The organism is Bradyrhizobium sp. USDA 3262, assembly GCF_054060035.1.
The window spans coordinates 1,962,010-1,980,177 of record NZ_JBSSCT010000001.1; the positions used below are offsets into that span (position 1 = coordinate 1,962,010).

Sequence of the window (18,168 nt, forward strand, 5' to 3'; positions counted from 1 at the left end):
TGGGCTTCGAACGCGGTCAACGAGCAATGCAAGCTGGGCTGAAGTGTGACCGAGTTCCGCAAAAATCCGCTTCTGCGACCCACGCGATGGGTCCCCATATAGCACCCTTGGACCATGAGAAAAGGCCCTTTTTTCATAGGGAACCCGCCCGATTCGCCCCCAAAATGACCCGATAGGCCCATGCAACCGACCGCCGACTTCGATCCTGCCCACCTTGCCCGCTCGCTGCTCCGCCGCAGCCGCCAGGGCGCCCTCGCCACGTTGATGGCCGGCACCGGCGATCCCTATTGCTCGCTGGTCAATCTGGCCAGCCATCCCGACGGCTCGCCGATCCTGCTGATTTCCCGGCTGGCGCTGCATACCAAGAACGTCCTGGCCGATCCCAGGGTGTCGCTGATGCTGGACGAGCGCGCCGAGGGCGATCCGCTGGAGGGTGCCCGGATCATGCTGGCCGGTCAGGCGGAGGAGGTCGCGGAGGCCGGGCGGGAGCTCGTCCGCCGGCGCTATCTCGGCGCCCATCCGTCAGCGGAAGCCTTTGTGGAATTTAAGGATTTTTCGTTTTTCCGGATCAGGCCGAGCGGTGCCCATCTGGTCGCCGGGTTTGGCCGCATCGTGGACCTCAAACCCGCGCAATTCCTGACCGATCTCGGGGGAGCCGAGGAGCTGCTCGAAGCCGAGCCCGGCGCGGTGGCGCATATGAACGAGGATCACCGCGAGGCCATGAACCTCTACGCCACGCGGCTGCTCGGCGCGGAGAGTGCCGAATGGCTCTGCACCGGCTGCGATCCTGATGGCATGGACATGCAGGCCGGCCGCGACACGCTGCGGCTGGATTTCCCCGAGCGTGTCACCACCGGCACCGAGCTGCGCAAGATGCTGGTGCGGCTCGCCGGCGAGGCGCGCGCCAAGGAACGCGCCAAGGAATAGGAAGCGATCAGCGAAAACCACCTGTCCGCACTGCGGTGCTGCGGCCGTGGCGAGGCATGGTGTCGCATGGCCGCGGCGGCGCGATTGCGCGGTCGCCGAGGCGAGCTGTCCTCCAACCGCGCGTCGCTTCCAGTCTGCGCGGATTTGACAGCGCGATCATTTCGCACGGGCGTGTCGTGTCATCGCCCGTCGGCTCGATGTGCATGCAAGAATGTCTGGCGCGGCTGCCTCGGAAAATCAGCCGGATCGCGATGTCGACCGCGATGACGCGCGCGTGCGACCGCGCTGATTGCGTTATCATCGATCGCCGGGGTCAGCGATCGTCTCGCCGCCGAACGCGACGCACTGCGGAACATTCATCGCAGTTGAGCATTGATACAATCGGGCTTCGACGAAGGCGTGTTGAGCGCAATCGAAACTGCTCGTCAGCAGCTCTGATCTGCAGCTCAATGCCGATCAGGTGGTGCCGCGTGCAACACGATGGTGGTCATGCTCGGCTCTGCAGCGCTGCGTCAATGCGCGGCGGCTCATCTCAACGATACATCCTCAGCGCGAAATGCATACCCGGCATTCTCCGCGCCGTTCGCCTCGATCGGCGAAGGCGCTGCCCGCCGGCTGGCACTTTTTGTGCATCGCAAAGCTCCGTGCGCGGCGGGAAAGGCGACGAAACGTCGCTCGACCGTCGGGAAAACAACAAGAAAACGAAAGCAAGACGAAAGGGTTTCGCGCTGCGGTATTTGCGCCAGATGATGTGCCTGCCTTGGAATCAGCCAAAAGCCGTTCGATTGGCTTGGCAAGCCCGGCGATCCCCACTATTAGGTCGCCGGACCGAAGCCGAGAGGCTATATTCTGATCACGGTCACCGCGGCGGGGCGCGACTAGCGACATTCGCGCGAACAAGGATACGCGGGTTCGAGGAGGTTCTTCGTGCAAGAGACGGGCGTGCATAACGGTGCCTTCGGCGCCGATAAATTCGGCTTAAAAAATCTCAAGGGCGTGCATTGGAATTATGGCGCGCCTCAGCTTTACGAGCATTCGCTGCGTAATGGCGAAGCGGTGCTGTCGGCCGATGGCGCGCTCTGCGCGGATACCGGTGAGTTCACCGGGCGCAGTCCGAAGGACAAGTTCACGGTCCGCGACGGCCTGACCGACAAGAGCATGTGGTGGGCCGGCAACCAGTCGATCACCTCGGAGCAGTTCGCTGCGCTCCATGCCGACTTCCTCAAGCATGCCGAAGGCATGACGCTGTTCGCGCAGGATCTCTATGGCGGTGCCGATCCGAAGCATCGCATCAAGACCCGCGTCTTCACCGAGCTTGCCTGGCACTCGCTGTTCATCCGCACGCTGCTGATCCGCCCCGAGGCGTCGGAGCTCGCGAGCTTCGTGCCCGAACTCACGATCATCGACCTGCCGAGCTTCCGCGCCGATCCGAAGCGCCACGGCTGCAAGTCGGAGAACGTCGTCGCGATCGATTTCGCCCGCAAGATCGTCCTGATCGGCGGCTCGCAATATGCCGGCGAGATGAAGAAGAGCGTGTTCACCACGCTGAACTTCTATCTGCCCGAGAAGGGCGTGATGCCGATGCACTGCTCGGCCAATGTCGGCGCCGACGGCGACACCGCGATCTTCTTCGGTCTGTCCGGCACCGGCAAGACCACGCTCTCGGCCGATCCCAAGCGCACGCTGATCGGCGATGACGAGCATGGCTGGAGCGAGGACGGCGTCTTCAATTTCGAAGGCGGCTGCTACGCCAAATGCATCAAGCTGTCCGGCGAAGCCGAGCCGGAAATCTACGCCGCCAGCAAGCGTTTCGGCGCGGTGCTGGAAAACGTCGTGCTCGGCGCCAACGATCGCGTGCCCGATTTCGACGACGGCTCGAAGACCGAGAACACCCGCTCGGCCTATCCGCTCGATTTCATCCCGAACGCTTCGCGCACCGGCTGCGCGCCGCATCCGAAGAACGTCGTGATGCTCGCCGCCGACGCCTTCGGCGTGATGCCGCCGATCGCCAAGCTGACGCCGGCGCAGGCGATGTATCACTTCCTGTCCGGCTACACCGCGAAGGTCGCCGGCACCGAGCGCGGCCTCGGCAATGAGCCGCAGCCGGAATTCTCCACCTGCTTCGGTTCGCCGTTCCTGCCGCGCGATCCGTCGGTCTACGGCAACATGCTGCGCGAGCTGATCGCCAAGCACAATGTCGATTGCTGGCTGGTCAACACCGGCTGGACCGGCGGCAAGTACGGCACCGGCCGTCGCATGCCGATCAAGGTGACCCGCGCGCTGCTCACCGCGGCGCTGAACGGCTCGCTGCGCAACGCCGACTTCCGCACCGACAAGTATTTCGGCTTCGCGGTGCCGACCTCGCTGCCGGGCGTCGAGCCGCACATCCTCGATCCGATCAAGACCTGGGCCGACAAGGTCGAGTTCGACAAGACTGCGCGTGCGCTGGTCGGCATGTTCCAGAAGAACTTCGCCAAGTTCGAAGCGCAGGTCGACGCCGAAGTCCGCGCCGCCGCGCCGGAAGTGAAGCTGGCGGCGGAGTAAGCCGCGCAAGCGATACGCGATTTGAAAAGGCGGCCCTCGTGGCCGCCTTTTTGTTTGTTGCCTTGTTATGCAGCGCGCAACGCTATCTCCCCCGTCATCCTGAGGTGCGAGCTCTTGCGAGCCTCGAAGGATGCACGGCCACAGTCGGGCCGTCGACCCTTCGAGACGCGCGTAAGTGCGCGCTCCTCAGGGTGACGGGCAGGAGCTGGAGTGCGTTTCGCTATGCCTTACTCCCCCATCTCCGGCAGCACCGCGTTGCTCGGGGTCTGGCGGTCGGTGATCTGCAGGCCGAACAGGCTGCCGATCAATTCGACCGCGACGCGCGCGGTGCGGCCGCGCTCGTCGAGGAAGGGATTGAGCTCGACGATGTCGAGCGAGCGCACCAGCCCGGAATCGTGCAGCAGCTCCATGATGAGATGGGCTTCGCGATAGGTCGCGCCGCCGGGCACCGTGGTGCCGACGCCGGGCGCCACCGCCGGATCGAGGAAGTCGACATCGAACGAGACGTGCAGCACGCCGTTCTTCGCCCTGACGCGTTCGATGACGCGGCGCGTGAGCACGGCGACGCCGAACTCGTCGATCTGGCGCATGTCCGCGATCGACACATTGCGCTGCCGCAGCAGCTTGCGCTCCAGCGGATCGACCGAACGCGTGCCGATCAGGTCGAGCTGATCGGGCGGGATCGAGGCGCGCGGCAGCCCGCCGAGCAAATCGTCGAGACCGGGCTCGCCGCACAGGAACGCGGCCGACATGCCGTGCATGTTGCCGGTGATGGTGGTGGCCGGCGTGTTGTAGTCGGCATGCGCGTCGACCCACAGCGCAAACAGCGGCCGGCCCTTTTCCTGCCAGTAGCGTGCGACGCCGTTGATCGACCCCATCGACAATGAGTGATCGCCGCCCATGAAGATCGGGATCGCGCCGGAATGCGCCAGCCAATAGGCGCGCTCGGAGAGCGCGCGGGTCCAGGTCTTCACTTCGTCATAGAACCTGGTGTTGGCCGGCACCGGACCGTCGGCGACGACCTGCGGGATCGCAAGGTTGCCGTGGTCGTCGACCTGGAAGTCGAGCTGCTCGAGCAGGCGCGCGATGCCCGCGGTGCGCAGCGCATCCGGCCCCATCAGCGGGCCGGCCTGCGACGCGCCGATCTCGATGGGAACGCCAAGCAGGGCGATGCGCGAGGGTCTTGAAGTGTCGGCTTCGGACATGCAGCAGTGCTCCCAAAGGTGTGGAACAGAAGCGACGTGCCAATGTTCCCTCAACCCTTGAAATAGGCAATGCGGTCGTAACAGACCAATGTGGATAGTTGCGGGCGCGCCCGGGTTGATTCTTGGTTGAATAAGTCAGGCCACGGACTCGCTTCGCCTCTCCCGCTTGCGGGGTCGAGACGAGCGAAGCTCGCTCTTAGGCCGACACGCGAAGCGTGGCGGGTGGGGGCTCTCTCCGCGATATGATTCGTGGAGAGAGCCCCCACCCCAGCCCTCCCCCGCAAGCGAGGGCTTTGCGCAAAGGGGAATCTGCGATTCTCTAAGACCGATCTGAAGGGGGAGGCGGGGATGGCGTATCGGCAGGTTGGTCAAGCGAGCTTCGCAGATGCGCTGGTGTCGCGGCGGGGGAAAGGGAGTTCGGTGCTGAGGCGGATTTGCGAGCTGGTCGATTGGGCGGCTGTGGAGTGCGTGCTGCGCAGCCTTGCTGAACCGGAGCGTGGAGCGCCGCCCTATCCACGGCTGGTGATGTTCAAGGCGTTGCTGTTGCAGCAATGGTATGGGTTGTCTGATCCGGAGCTGGAGGAGGCGCTCGATGATCGGGCCTCGTTCCGCGAATTCTGCGGCTTTGTGCTCGGTGACGAGACGCCCGACCACACGACGATCTGGCGCTTCCGCGAAGCTTTGCAGCAGGCCGATCTGGAGGAGAGGCTGTTCGGCGAGATCCTGCGCCAGATCGACGCGCGCGGGCTGGTGCTGCGCCGGGGCACATTGATCGATGCGAGCCTGATCCCGGCGGCGGTGAAGCCGCCGAAGCCGCCGAAAGACCCGCTGCCGCTCGGCCCGGACGGGCGTGCGCCGAGCAAGCTGGTCAACAGCGAGCGGGATGCGGATGCGCGATGGACCAAGAAGGGTGGCAAGCGGTACTTCGGCTACAAGGCGCATGTCGGCGTCGACCAGGGCTCGGCGATCATCCGTCGCAGCAAGCTGACCGACGCCGCGGTCAACGACACGGTGCCGGCCGACGAGTTGATCTGCGGCGACGAGAAGGCGGTCTACGCCGACCAGGCCTATGACAAGCACGAGCGCCGCGCCCTCCTCGCGGCCCGGGGCATCAAGCCGCGGCTGATGTTCCGGCCCAACAAGCATCATCCCCTGACCGCGCGTCAGAAGCGCTTCAACGACGCCGTGGGACGGCGCCGCGCCCCGGTCGAGCAGGTCTTCGCGCGCCTCAAGGGCGTCTATGGCTGGGCGCGCGCTCGCTATCTGGGCTTGGCACGCAATCAGACCCATCTGCATCTTCTCTGCCTCGCCATGAACCTCAAACGATGGGCAATGCTGCGTCCAACGGGTGTTGCGCTGTGACCGCCGCTCCGCAATGCCGTCAATCGGCCGCCCAAACGAAGCTGTCCACTCCCGCGCGCCCCCAGAAGCCACGCAAAAAAATGCCTGACACTGGCCTGCACCCGCGCACGCCCGATTGCGCAAAGCCCTCGCAAGCGGGAGAGGGGGCGCACCGCCTTTGCATCGCCAGTTCAACCTAACTTCTTCACGCGCTACGCCTTGAAATAAGCGATCTGCGTCGTGGTCGCGAGCAGCCGGCCGGAAGGCGACCACAATTCGCCGTGCTGGTCGCCGTAGCTCTTGTGGAAGGTCTTGGCGTCGGCTGTGGCGAGCACGCGGGTGGTGTCCTCCGCATCCAGGTCGGCCGCGTCGGCGTGGAAATAGGTCGTCAGCGACACGGTGCCGAACGGCACCAGCTCGTGCCTTGCGTGGAAGACGCGGCCGAAGAACGCGTCCGACATCGACATCAGTGACAGCGCATCGAGCTTGCGCGGCACACGGTCGGCGATCCAGAGCTTTGAGTAGGGGCTCGACGGCTGCTGCGCGCCGCCGCCGCCGGCGAACTTCGGCTCGCCCTCGGCGAAGCGGAAATCGTACTGGTTGGCCCAGGTCATCTTGAGCTTCGGAAAGGAGCGCAGCTCGTCGAACGGCACGGCGCCCGGAAACTCGGCGGGCTGGTGCGACCAGGATGGGCGGCGCTCGGCGAACACGGCGGTCGCCAGCGTCGCGACCTCGCCGCCGCCCTGCGTCATCTCGACCGACCAGTGCTGGCTCGAGCGGTTGGCCTTGACCAGGCGGACATCGAGATCGAACGCGCCCTCGGCGACCGGCGCGCAGTAGTTGACCGTCAGCGCCAGCGGATCGCCCGCGCGCTGCGGATGCTGCATCAGCGCGCGCAGGATGGTCGCGGCCGTGCAGCCGCCGAACGGGCCGACGAACGCCCAGTAATCGGGACTGGTCCGTCCCTGCCAGCGGCTGTCGCCGGCGGTCACGGCGGTTGCTTCATCGAAAAGGTGCGGGGTCTTGGTGAGCATGCGGATCTTTCAATATCGACTGGCGCTTCCGTATCGCCATACGCAATGACGAGCAATGACGTCCATCATGCAATATCGCGGGCAATCGCGCTGATTTCAATGACGTCGGGCGTAATCGATTTCCGCGTCCCGGGATTAGCCCTTCGCCTCGCGCTGGTTGCCGAGCTGCGGCGAGGCGCCCGGATGCACCGGCACGTGCCAGATGTCCTCGGCATATTCGCGGATGGTGCGGTCGGAGGAGAACCACGCCATGCGCGCGACGTTGAGGATCGAGGCGCGGGTCCAGGCGGAAGGCACGCGCCAGCGCGCGTCGATGCCGCGCTGCGCGTCGTAATAGGAATCGAAATCGGCCGAGACCATGTAGTGGTCGAGATAGCGCAGCGCGTGCCCGATCGAGGCGAAGCGTGCGGGATCGCCGGGCGAGAACTCGCCGCTCTCGATGGCGCGGATCGCGCGCTCGAGCCGCGGCGATTTGCGGATCGCGTCGCTGGCGTCCAATCCCTGCTTGCGGCGGACCATGACGTCGCCGGCCTCGAGGCCGAAGATCGCGATGTTCTCCTCGCCGACATTGTCGCGGATCTCGATATTGGCGCCGTCGAGCGTGCCGATCGTCAGTGCGCCGTTCAGCGCGAGCTTCATGTTGCCGGTGCCGGACGCCTCCATGCCGGCGGTCGAGATCTGCTCGGAGAGATCTGCGGCCGGAATGATCACCTCGGCGAGGCTGACATTGTAATCGGCGAGGAAGGCGACCTTCAGCCTGCCGCCGAGCGAAGCGTCGTTGTTGACGACCTCGGCGACGTCGTTGATCAGCTTGATGATCAGCTTGGCGTAGCGGTAGCTCGCCGCCGCCTTGCCGGCGAAGATTTTCACGCGCGGCACCCAGTCGCGCCGCGGCTCGTCCTTCATCGCGTGGTACAGCGCGATCGTCTCCAGGATGTTGAGCAGCTGCCGCTTGTATTCGTGGATGCGCTTGATCTGCACGTCGAACAGCGCCGAGGGATCGACCTGGATGCCGTTGCGCTCGCGGATCAACCGCGCCAGCGCCAGCTTGTTGTGATGCTTGACGTCGCGGAAGCGCTTCTGGAATTCCAGATCGCTCGAATGGGTCTCGAGCCGCTCGAGCAGCGAGAAGTCGTCGAGCACGGCCTCGCCGCAGGTTTCGCGCAGCAGCGCGGTCAGCCGCGGGTTGGCCAGCATCAGCCAGCGGCGGAAGGTGATGCCGTTGGTCTTGTTGGTGATGCGCGACGGATAGAGATGATGCAGGTCGTGGAACACGGTCTCCTTCATCAGGTCGGAATGCATCGCGGAAACGCCGTTGATGCGGTGCGAGCCGACGAAGGCGAGCTGGCCCATCCGTACGCGGCGGCCGCTGCGCTCGTCGATCAGCGAGACCGAGGCGCGATATTCGATGTCGCCGGGGAAGCGTTCCTCGGCGAGCGCGAGATGGGCCACGTTGATGCGGTAGATGATCTCGAGATGCCGCGGCAGCAGCCGCTCGAACAATTCGACCGGCCAGGTCTCGAGCGCCTCCGGCAGCAGCGTGTGGTTGGTGTAGGACAGCGTCGCGACCGTGATCTTCCAGGCCTCGTCCCAGCGGAAATTGTGCAGGTCGACCAGGATGCGCATCAGCTCGGTGACCGCAAGGCTCGGATGGGTGTCGTTGAGCTGCACCGCCGCCTTCTGCGCGAGGTTGCGCAGGCCGCCGTCGGAGGCGAGATGCCGCTTCACGAGATCCTGCAACGAGGCCGAGACGAAGAAATATTCCTGGCGCAGCCGGAGCTCGCGGCCCGCCGCGCTCTCGTCGTTCGGATAGAGGAATTTGCAGATCGCTTCGGCGCGGGCCTGCTCGGCGCTGGCCGAGACGTAGTCGCCGGTGTTGAAGACGTCGAGTTCGAGCGGGTCGGGCGCATGCGCCGACCACAGGCGGAGCGCGTTGACGTGCTGGCCGCGCCAGCCGACGATCGGCGTGTCGTAGGCCATGGCCTCGACGGTTTCCGCCGGGTGCCAGGTGGCGCGGTCGCGGCCGCGATCGTCGACATGCTCGACATGGCCGCCGAAGTGAACGTTGTACACCACCTCCGGCCGCTGGAATTCCCAGGGATTGCCGAAGGCGAGCCACTCGTCGGGATATTCCTGCTGCCAGCCATGGTTCATGATCTGGCGGAACAGCCCGAAATCGTAGCGGATGCCGTAGCCGGTCGCGGGGATCGCCAGCGTCGCCATGCTCTCCATGAAGCAGGCTGCAAGCCGGCCGAGGCCGCCATTGCCGAGCGCCGCATCCGGCTCGCATTTGCGCAGGTCCGAGAGATCGACGCCGAGGTCGCCGAGCGCCGCCTCGAACAGCGGCAGCAGTCCCATATTGTTCAGCGCGTCGGTGAACAGGCGGCCGATCAGGAACTCGAGCGAGAGGTAATAGACGCGCTTGGCGCCGGCGTCGTAGCTCTGCTTCTCGGCCGTCAGCCAGTGGTGCACGATGCGGTCGCGCAACGTCAGCGCCGCGGCCTTGTACCAGTCGCGTCTGGTCGCAACGGTGGCGTCCTTGCCGATCGCAAGCCGGAGCTTGGCCAGGATCGCGCTCTTGATTTCGGTCAGCGCCAGCTCATCGATCGGCTGGTTCAATGCCGGGTAGTTTGTCTGTTCCTGCAACGCGCCCAATCCCTGCCGTTCAAACCGGAACATGATGCGATGATGTGCATCATGACCCCATCTCATTGGTGGAGCATGGTTCCCCCGGAAATCCCGGTTCCGCGGCCTTCCGATCAGGCTCCAGCGCAATGATACCCGCGTTGCATGGCAATCGAAACCGTCAGGGACGATGCCATAGACAGCGCTGCCGTGATTTTATGCAAGGACCGGGCCGCTTCGGGAACCTTCCGGAGCAGCCGTCATGGGTGCTACGATGGCGCTGCAGAAGCCGGGATTTGGCGACAATTGACCGGAGGATGCGTGATGAGACTCTTGATCGAGATCGCGGCCGCGGCGTTGCTCGTGGTGTGCATCACGGCGACCAGCGCAGCCGATGCAGCGGGCAGACCGGGCCGCAGTGCCGACGGCCTGAGTTGCGCCTTCAGCGTGGCGCAGAACGCATCGCCCGCCGCGCGCTGCGCCGCCATCAAGCGGCAATGCGGCGGCAAGTTCTACGCAAATGCCTGCGGCGACAAGCTGCTCTCGGCAGCGAATTGAGCGGCCGCATCACGCGCTTTCACGCGCGATCCGAAACACCGTGGTGATACGGATTTCCAAGGCTTAACGGAGCCTTTACAAACACAGCTGTCGCTCGTGGGGCGGGCACATTTTTCAGCTCCGACGCATTTCATTCCGACGCATTTCATTCCGAAGCCATTTTCAACGGGCCGCTGACCTGGTCAGCGGCCCGAATTGCTTTGTGGGCAGGCATGCAGTGCCGCCCACATCGTCGTCCTGGCGAAAGCCAGGACCCATTACCCCAATAGTCAGATGAGGCCCGACAGGTCGTTCCAATCCGGATTTTCCGCTTCGATCAGCCTGATCTTCCAATCGCGCTTCCAGAACTTCAGCTGCTTCTCGCGTGCGATGGCTTCCTGCGGCGAGGCGAATTCCTCGATATGGACGAGGCGGAATATTTTGTACTTCAGCACAAATCTGGAGCCTCGCCCGGAACGATGCAATTCAAGCCGCGCGCCGACATCGTTGGTGACCCCGATATAGATCGTGCCGTGATGCCGGCTTGCGAGGATGTAGACGTAATAGCTGCCAGCGGTGCTCATTCGTGGCCCGAGCTCGCGAGATGTCGGCCTATTGGGGTAATGGGTCCTGGCTTTCGCCAGGACGACGTCCGGGGGCGGTCTATAAACCAATCAGAACGAATTAAGAACACTTTAGCAAGTCTTTGATATATCATTGTGATTCGGCGCCTGTGCCGACACAATATCTATGGTCTCTCAGTCTCCGCGAGGACTACATGTCCACCATCGCCTTCGATCAATTCGCTCTGACCCGGATTGCCGATTTCGCGCGGTCGCTATCGCGGCTGCACCAGGCCTCGCGGCGCCAGCCGATCGATGACGACCAGCTCGATCGCGAGTTCAACGCGGTCTGCATGTCGATCTGGGGCTACACCACGGATGATTTCAGCGACGGGCTGTTCTCGGACGAGGACCACGCCTGGCTCGATTCGCTCGATGAAGCGCATGCGCGGATTTTCGCCGGCGAGCAGGGTTACGATCTCGTCGACGATCACGGCATGCTGACGGACTGGTGGGGCTATTGCTGGATGATCCTCGCCGAGAAGCGCGGCATCCTCAATCCGGAGAACCGCGCGGCCGCGCGGGCCGCGATCGAGGAGAAATACATGGCCGCGCCGAACGTGATCGGCGTGATCGTGGCGCGGTAGCAATTTGTAACAGCGTCATTCCGGGGCGCCTTGAAGAGGCGAACCCGGAATCTCGAGATTCCCGATGCGCAATTGCGCATCTGAGGTCTGGTGCTTACGCACCATCCCGGAATGACGGCCTTACGCCCGTCAGTTCGCTTCGGCCCGCTTGGCGGGCTTTGCGGCGTTGCCCTTCGGCGCACCAGACGACGGCGCAGGTGGCGCGACATCGCGGCCGGTTTCAGGCAGCGGCGCGTCGCCCGCGATCTCGGCGCTGACGGGGGCAACCTTCATTTCGCCGAGCCGCGCGCGGACCGCCGTGGTCAATCCGGGATAGGAGGCGACCGGCGTGAAGTCGAAGGACTGCTCGTTGCCGACGCGGATGCCGGTGTAGGCGACGAGGCCGTCGGTGGTCGCGATCACGTCGCCGGCACGCAGCGAGGCATCGAGCGCGAGGTCGACCGGCGCAAGCCCCGCCGGGTCGCGGCCGTTGCAGGTGCAGTCGGCGCGCAGCGCCTTGCGATAGGCGAAGGCGTTCTCGCTGTCGGCGTAGCGTTCGCCGGCGGTCGATGCGGCGCTGTCGATATGGCTGCCGTAATAGACCTTGGTCGCGCTCGCCGGACAGAACGCCTGGCAAAGCTGCGCCGGCGTGGCGTTGCCGCGCATCGTCAGCGGAAAATATTTGCCGTCGCAGCTGCGCACGCAATATGCCGGTCCGGAACCGGCCACGCGCGGCGCCGAGATGGGGGCGGACGGTTGCCGCTCAGCCTGCTGGTTGAGGCCGAACGGGTCGGCGAAGAAACTGGCTTGCGGCGGTGCCTGCCGGCTCTGCTGCTTCTGGGAACCGCCGAAGAAGAAGTCGAGCAGCCCTTCGGCTGACACAGGCGCGGGCACCACCAGGATGGAACCCGCAACGGCTGCGGCGGCAAGCATCACGCGGCGCCGCATGCGCCGATCACTCAACTCTGTACGCAACGCCAACTCCACCCGACGCGCCACGCCGCGGCGACAAGCTGCCCCGGCGGACTCACCTTAAGGCGGGATGGTAAACGAGCGATTGATTTGGGGTGACGGCGTCACAGGAAACGCGCACCGCGCGGCGATACGCGACGGCGGGAGATAGCCGCGAAGGAACCTCAGTCCTTCAGGAACTCGCCGGCCTTATACAGCGCGCGGAATTGCAAGCCGGCTTCGGCAAACGTCTCGGTGGCGCCTTCCTCGCGATCGACCATGGTGAAGACCAGGGCGATCTCGCCACCGGCCTCGCGCACGGCTTCCACCGCCTTCAGCGCCGAGCCGCCTGTCGTGGTGACGTCCTCGACGATCACGATGCGCTTGCCCGCAAGGCTCTCGCCCTTCGCAAGCCCTTCGACGGAAAGCTTCGCGCCATGCTCCTTCGGCTTCTTGCGCACGAAGAACGCCGCGATCGGGTGTCCCTTCAGCCAGGACAGCTGCGCGATCGCACCGGCGAGCGGCACCGCGCCCATCTCGAGCCCGCCGACGAAGTCGAGCTTGTCGTCCTTCAGCGCTTCATAGGTGAGCTCGGCGAGCAGCGCCGCGCCCTCGGGATCGAGCATCGTCGGCTTCAGGTTGAAATAGAAGTCGCTCTTGCGGCCCGACGCCAGCGTGATCTCGCCGCGGCCGAACGAACGCTTGCGGATGATCTCGGCGAGGCGGGCGCGGGAGGCTGATTTGGACAAAGACTTTTTCCCTTGAGGGTTTGAGGCGGGCGGCAATCTATCCACGCTTACCGGCACATTCCAGCGCGGAAATTCCGCCGTCAACAGTGCCCAAGCCGCGATTTCCGCGGGCGTGCTTTCCGGAAAGCGCGGTTGTGCGGCCGTTCCGTTCCCCGTAAGCAGGCGCCAAACACTCGGCCAAACACTTGCCCAAACACTTGCACGGGAAGCGGAAATGACCATCGAGCTGCACACCTGGAACACCCCCAACGGCCGCAAGATCTCGGTCGCGCTGGAGGAAATGGGCCTGCCCTACAAGGTGATCCCGGTGAACATCAGCAAGGGCGAACAGATGGCGCCCGCCTTCCTTGCGATCAGCCCGAACAACAAGATCCCGGCGATCGTCGATCCGGATGGGCCCGGCGGCAAGCCGGTCGGCATTTTCGAGTCCGGCGCGATCCTGCTCTATCTCGGCGAGAAGACCGGCAAGTTCCTGCCGAAGCCGCTGGCGGAACGGATTCCGGTCTATGAGTGGCTGATGTGGCAGATGGGCGGCTTCGGCCCGATGCCGGGCCAGGTGCACCATTTCATCGCGCTGGAGAACGAGCAGGACCGCGCCTACGGCCTGAAGCGCTACATGGCCGAGACGCGGCGACTCTACGGCGTGCTGGATCGCCGGCTTGATGGGCGCGAATTCGTCGCCGGCGATCTCTCGGTCGCCGATTTCGCCATCCTCGGCTGGGCCTGGCGCCATCCGCGCCACAAGGTCGACCTGGCCGACTTCCCCAACGTCAAGCGCTGGTACGAGACGCTGATGGCCCGCCCGGCGACGAAGCGGGGGATGGAGGCGAAGCTGGATTGAGGGTTGCTGAACCGTAGGATGGGTAGAGCGCAGCGAAACCCATCACTTCGAATCCGCGGTGGTCAGGATGGGTTTCGCTGCGCTCTACCCATCCTACGCGCTTACTTCCCTTCTCCCCTTGTGGGAGAAGGTGGCGCGAAGCGCCGGATGAGGGGTTGTCCCCGCAGACGAACTCGTGGAAACAACCCCTCACCCGGCTTCGATGCGAAGCATCGAAGCCACCCTCTCCCACAAGGGGAGAGGGTACTCGCTAGGCCCGCCGCGCCTCGAGCGCCATCTTCATCGCCAGCCCTGCGAGCACGGTGCCCATCAGCCAGCGCTGCACCAAAAGCCAGGTCGGGCGGGTGCCGAGGAACACCGCGATCGAACCGGCGGCGAGGGCGATCATCGCGTTGACGCTGACGCTGATCACGATCTGGATCGAGCCGAGCGCGAGCGACTGCGTCAGCACGCTGCCGCCGGCGGGGTCGATGAACTGCGGCAGCAGCGCCAGATAAAGCATCGCGATCTTCGGGTTCAGCAGATTGGTGACGAAGCCCATCGCGAACAATTTGCGCGGGCCGTCGACCTTCAGCGCCTTGACCTGGAACGGCGAGCGGCCGCCGGGCCTCACGGCCTGCCATGCCAGCCAGAGCAGATAGCCCGCGCCGGCAAAGCGCAGCGCGTCATAGGCGTAGGGAATCGCAAACAGCAATGCGGTGATGCCGAACGCCGCGCACAGCATGTAGAACACGAAGCCGAGCGCCACGCCGCCGAGCGAGACGATGCCGGCCGCCGGCCCTTGCGTGATCGAGCGCGAGATCAGATAGATCATGTTCGGCCCCGGCGTCAGCACCATGCCGAGGCAGATGAGCGCAAAGCCGAGCAAAGCGGATGTGTGGGGCATGACGGGTCTCGCGAGGGATGCGCACACTTCTAGCGTGTCGTCCGCGGCGCGGCCATGCCGGAATTGCTCTCGGAGCAATGTGGCGGCGAAGGTGGTGCGCTCCCTCGCCCCGCTCTTGCGGGGAGAGGGTTGGGGTGAGGGGTTCTCTCAACGTGCAAGGACCGAGGTGAGACCTGTACCCCCTCACCCGGATCGCAAGAGCGATCCGACCTCTCCCCGCAAGCGGGGAGAGGTGAGGAAGCGCTAATGCGCCTCGTCCCAATTGTTCGCGGCGCGGGCATCGACCTGCAGCGGCAGCGACAGGAGCACCGCCGGGAACGGCGCATCCTGCATCACCTTCTGCACCACCGGCAGCGTCGCCGCGACCTCATCGTCCGGCACCTCGAAGATCAGTTCGTCATGCACCTGCAAAAGCATCTGCGCCGAGAGCTTCTTCTCGGTGAGCGCGTCCTCGACGCGGATCATGGCGCGGCGGATGATGTCGGCCGCGGTGCCCTGCAGGCGCGCATTGATCGCGGCGCGTTCGTTGAAGGCGCGCACCGAGGCGTTGGAGGCCTTGATGTCGGGGTAGTAGCACTTGCGCCCGAACAGCGTCGTCACATAGCCGTTGCGGCGGCAGAAATCCTTGGTCTCGTCCATATAGGCGCGGATGCCCGGGAAGCGCTCGAAGTATTTCTTGATGTAGGCCGAGGCCTCCTCGCGGGCGATGCCGAGCTGGTTGGCGAGGCCGAATGCCGAGATGCCGTAGATGATGCCGAAATTGATCGCCTTGGCGCGGCGGCGCACCTCGCTCGGCATGTCCTTAATCGGCACGCCGAACATTTCGGATGCGGTCATGGCGTGAATGTCGAGCCCGTCGCGGAATGCCTGGCGCAGCACCGGCACGTCGGCGATCTCGGCGAGCAGCCGCAACTCGATCTGTGAGTAGTCGGCCGACACCAGCTTGTGGCCCGGCGTCGCGATGAAGGCGCGGCGGATCTTGCGGCCGTCCTCGGTACGCACCGGGATGTTCTGCAGGTTCGGCTCGTTCGACGACAGCCGGCCCGTGGTGGTCGCGGCCAGCGCGTAGGTGGTGTGGACGCGATGGGTCTGCGGATTGACGTAGGTCGGCAGCGCGTCGGTGTAGGTCGACTTGAGCTTCGAGACCTGGCGCCACTCCAGGATCTTCTTCGGGAATTCGTGGCCCTGCTCGGCAAGCTCGTCGAGCACCTGCGCGGTGGTCGACCACGCGCCGGTCTTGGTCTTGCTGCCGCCGGGCAATCCCATCTTGCCGAAGATGATGTCGCCGATTTGCTTCGGACTGCCGACATTGACCGGCTCGCCGGCGATCTCCTGGATCTCGGCCTCGACGCGCGCCGCGGTCTGGGCGAAATCGCCCGACAGCCGCGACAGCACCTGGCGATCGATCGAGATGCCGCGCCGCTCCATCCGCGCCAGCACCGAGACCAGCGGCCGCTCCAGCGTCTCGTACACCGTCGCCATCCGCTCGGCGACGAGACGCGGCTTCAGCACCCGCCACAGCCGCAGGATCACGTCGGCGCTTTCGGCCGCATATTCGCTGGCCTTGTCGATCGTGACCTGATCGAAGGTCAGCTTGCCCTTGCCGCTGCCGACGAGGCCGCCGTAATTGACGACGGCGTGGCCGAACCAGCGCTCGGCGAGCGCCTCCAGCGCATGCGAGCCGCGGCCCGCATCGAGCGCGTAGCTCATCAGCTGCGCATCGTCGATGTTGCGCAGCGTGATTCCGTGCTGCGCCAGCATCACCGAGGTGAACTTGACGTCGAAGCCGACCTTCTGGATGCCGACGGACTCCAGCAGCGGCCTGAGCGCTTCCAGCGCCTCGGCCGTCTTGATCTGGCCGGGTGCGAGTCCGGCGTCGAACAGGCCCGCGCCACCGCCGGCCTGCCTGTGGCTGAGCGGGACGTAACACGCATCGTTTGGCGCCAGCGCCAGTGCAAGGCCCGAGAGCTCGCCCTGCATCGGGTCGATCGATTCCGACATCGCCTCGATCGCGACATAGCCGGTGTCGGGCACGCGGGCGATGAAGGCGCTGAGCTGATCGAGACTGCCGATCGCCTGATACGCCTTGCGGTCGAAGCCAATTTTCCGGATCGCCTCGCCACGGGCCTCGGCCAGCGTCGCCGGCGTGCCCTTGCGGCTCGAATTCTTGTCGTCACGCGCGCCGGTCGGCTTGGCTTTCGGCAGCGGTGCCGCAGATGTCGGGGCGTCTCCGGGCGCCGGAGTCACATCGGATGGCGGCAATGGCGAGAACACGCTCGCGCCGCTCTTGTTGCCGGGATCGGCATCGACATTGGCCGGGTCGATCTGCGCGTAGTCGGCGACGCGGCGGGTGAGGGTGGTGAACTCCATCGCCTTGAGGAAGGCGATCAACCGGCGCGAGTCGGGGTCGTTCACGGCGAGGTCGTCGAGCGGCACTTCGAGCTCGACCTTGTCGTCGAGCAGCACGAGTTGGCGCGAGATGCGCGCCTTCTCGGCGTTCTCCAGCAGCGCCTCGCGCCGCTTCGGCTGCTTGATCTCGCCGGCGCGGAACAGCAGCTGATCGAGATCGCCATATTCGATGATCAGCTGCGCGGCGGTCTTGATGCCGATGCCGGGCACGCCGGGCACGTTGTCGGTGGAGTCGCCGGCCAGTGCCTGCACCTCGACCACCTTCTCCGGCGGCACGCCGAATTTCTCGATCACCTCGTCGCGGCCGATGCGGCGATCCTTCATCGTGTCGTACATCACGACCTTGTCGTTGACGAGCTGCATCAGATCCTTGTCCGATGACACGATCGTCGTGGTCGCGCCGCGCTCGCTGGCGAGCCGCGCATAGGTCGCGATCAGATCGTCGGCCTCGAAGCCGACCTGCTCGAGGCAGGGCAGTTCGAAGGCGCGCACCGCCTCGCGGATCAGCGCGAATTGCGGGATCAAATCGTCGGGCGCCGGCGGCCGGTGCGCCTTGTAGTCGGGGTAGAGTTTGTTACGGAATGTGATCTCCGACTTGTCGAACACGATCGCCAGATGCGTCGGCCGGTTGTCCTCGGGCATGTCGCGGAGCAGTTTCCACAGCATGTTGCAGAAGCCGAGCACGGCGTTGACCTGCAGCCCGTCGGATTTGCGGTTCAGCGGCGGCAGCGCGTGGTAGGCGCGGAAGATGTAGGACGAGCCGTCGACCAGGAAGACATGGTCGCCCTTCGCCGTGGCCTTGGCGGCGACGGGCTTGGGGTCGGTCTTCGATGCGGGCTTGGCGGGGGCTTTGGAGGCTGTTTTCGGCATGGCCGAAACTTAGGGATTTTTGCGCGGATTGACAGCCTTTGTGTCGCTGAATCCGCCGGT

14 protein-coding genes are annotated in these 18,168 nt (G+C 65.0%); 6 read left to right on the forward strand and 8 right to left on the reverse strand.

The features are described from left to right. The first annotated feature begins 180 nt into the window (after positions 1–180). Together ACVWYP_RS09050 and ACVWYP_RS09055 are read left to right on the forward strand one after the other, a co-directional pair. Positions 181–927, forward strand: coding sequence for a HugZ family pyridoxamine 5'-phosphate oxidase (locus tag ACVWYP_RS09050; RefSeq protein ID WP_304498399.1), 747 nt, complete (start codon positions 181–183; stop codon positions 925–927). 927 nt (positions 928–1,854) lie between these two features. Continuing rightward, the gene (locus ACVWYP_RS09055) at positions 1,855–3,471 is read left to right on the forward strand and encodes a phosphoenolpyruvate carboxykinase (protein WP_304498400.1); all 1,617 of its coding nucleotides are present in this window, start codon (positions 1,855–1,857) and stop codon (positions 3,469–3,471) included. Between the two features lie 227 nt (positions 3,472–3,698). On the opposite strand, the gene rocF is transcribed toward ACVWYP_RS09055, so the two are convergent. Beyond that, on the reverse strand, positions 3,699–4,676 hold the full coding sequence (gene rocF, locus ACVWYP_RS09060) for an arginase (RefSeq protein ID WP_028340465.1): 978 nt from the start codon (positions 4,674–4,676) through the stop codon (positions 3,699–3,701). A gap of 348 nt (positions 4,677–5,024) precedes the next feature. On the opposite strand from rocF, the gene ACVWYP_RS09065 reads away from it, so the two are divergent. Then, positions 5,025–6,038 (forward strand): IS5 family transposase, encoded by a 1,014-nt coding sequence (locus tag ACVWYP_RS09065; protein ID WP_259244704.1) that lies wholly within the window; start codon positions 5,025–5,027, stop codon positions 6,036–6,038. Between the two features lie 191 nt (positions 6,039–6,229). On the opposite strand, the gene ACVWYP_RS09070 is transcribed toward ACVWYP_RS09065, so the two are convergent. Both ACVWYP_RS09070 and ACVWYP_RS09075 read right to left on the reverse strand, forming a co-directional pair. Beyond that, complete coding sequence (locus tag ACVWYP_RS09070) at positions 6,230–7,051, reverse strand: acyl-CoA thioesterase (RefSeq protein WP_304498401.1); 822 nt, start codon at positions 7,049–7,051, stop codon at positions 6,230–6,232. Positions 7,052–7,186: 135 nt separating this feature from the next. Continuing rightward, complete coding sequence (locus tag ACVWYP_RS09075) at positions 7,187–9,730, reverse strand: glycogen/starch/alpha-glucan phosphorylase (RefSeq protein WP_439711140.1); 2,544 nt, start codon at positions 9,728–9,730, stop codon at positions 7,187–7,189. Positions 9,731–10,000: 270 nt separating this feature from the next. Between ACVWYP_RS09075 and ACVWYP_RS09080 the strand changes: the two genes are divergently transcribed. Continuing rightward, positions 10,001–10,234, forward strand: coding sequence for a hypothetical protein (locus ACVWYP_RS09080; protein ID WP_304498403.1), 234 nt, complete (start codon positions 10,001–10,003; stop codon positions 10,232–10,234). 269 nt (positions 10,235–10,503) lie between these two features. On the opposite strand, the gene ACVWYP_RS09085 is transcribed toward ACVWYP_RS09080, so the two are convergent. Continuing rightward, on the reverse strand, positions 10,504–10,797 hold the full coding sequence (locus tag ACVWYP_RS09085; protein ID WP_304498404.1) for a GIY-YIG nuclease family protein: 294 nt from the start codon (positions 10,795–10,797) through the stop codon (positions 10,504–10,506). Positions 10,798–10,991: 194 nt separating this feature from the next. Here ACVWYP_RS09085 and ACVWYP_RS09090 point away from each other — a divergent pair, with 194 nt between their 5' ends. Then, positions 10,992–11,423: a hypothetical protein gene (locus ACVWYP_RS09090; RefSeq protein WP_028340470.1), complete on the forward strand. Its 432-nt coding sequence runs from the start codon at positions 10,992–10,994 to the stop codon at positions 11,421–11,423. A 129-nt stretch (positions 11,424–11,552) separates the two neighbouring features. On the opposite strand, the gene ACVWYP_RS09095 is transcribed toward ACVWYP_RS09090, so the two are convergent. Both ACVWYP_RS09095 and pyrE read right to left on the reverse strand, forming a co-directional pair. Then, entirely contained in the window at positions 11,553–12,350 is a 798-nt protein-coding gene (locus tag ACVWYP_RS09095) for a DUF2865 domain-containing protein (protein WP_028340471.1), read from the reverse strand. A 188-nt stretch (positions 12,351–12,538) separates the two neighbouring features. Next, positions 12,539–13,102 (reverse strand): orotate phosphoribosyltransferase, encoded by a 564-nt coding sequence (pyrE, locus tag ACVWYP_RS09100; protein WP_057019495.1) that lies wholly within the window; start codon positions 13,100–13,102, stop codon positions 12,539–12,541. Positions 13,103–13,316: 214 nt separating this feature from the next. Here pyrE and ACVWYP_RS09105 point away from each other — a divergent pair, with 214 nt between their 5' ends. Next, entirely contained in the window at positions 13,317–13,943 is a 627-nt protein-coding gene (locus ACVWYP_RS09105; protein WP_304498405.1) for a glutathione S-transferase family protein, read from the forward strand. 250 nt (positions 13,944–14,193) lie between these two features. Here ACVWYP_RS09105 and ACVWYP_RS09110 read toward each other — a convergent pair whose 3' ends face one another. Both ACVWYP_RS09110 and polA read right to left on the reverse strand, forming a co-directional pair. Continuing rightward, on the reverse strand, positions 14,194–14,829 hold the full coding sequence (locus ACVWYP_RS09110; protein ID WP_028333807.1) for a LysE family translocator: 636 nt from the start codon (positions 14,827–14,829) through the stop codon (positions 14,194–14,196). A gap of 243 nt (positions 14,830–15,072) precedes the next feature. Beyond that, positions 15,073–18,108 (reverse strand): DNA polymerase I, encoded by a 3,036-nt coding sequence (gene polA, locus ACVWYP_RS09115; protein WP_028340474.1) that lies wholly within the window; start codon positions 18,106–18,108, stop codon positions 15,073–15,075. Between the last annotated feature and the right edge of the window lie 60 nt (positions 18,109–18,168).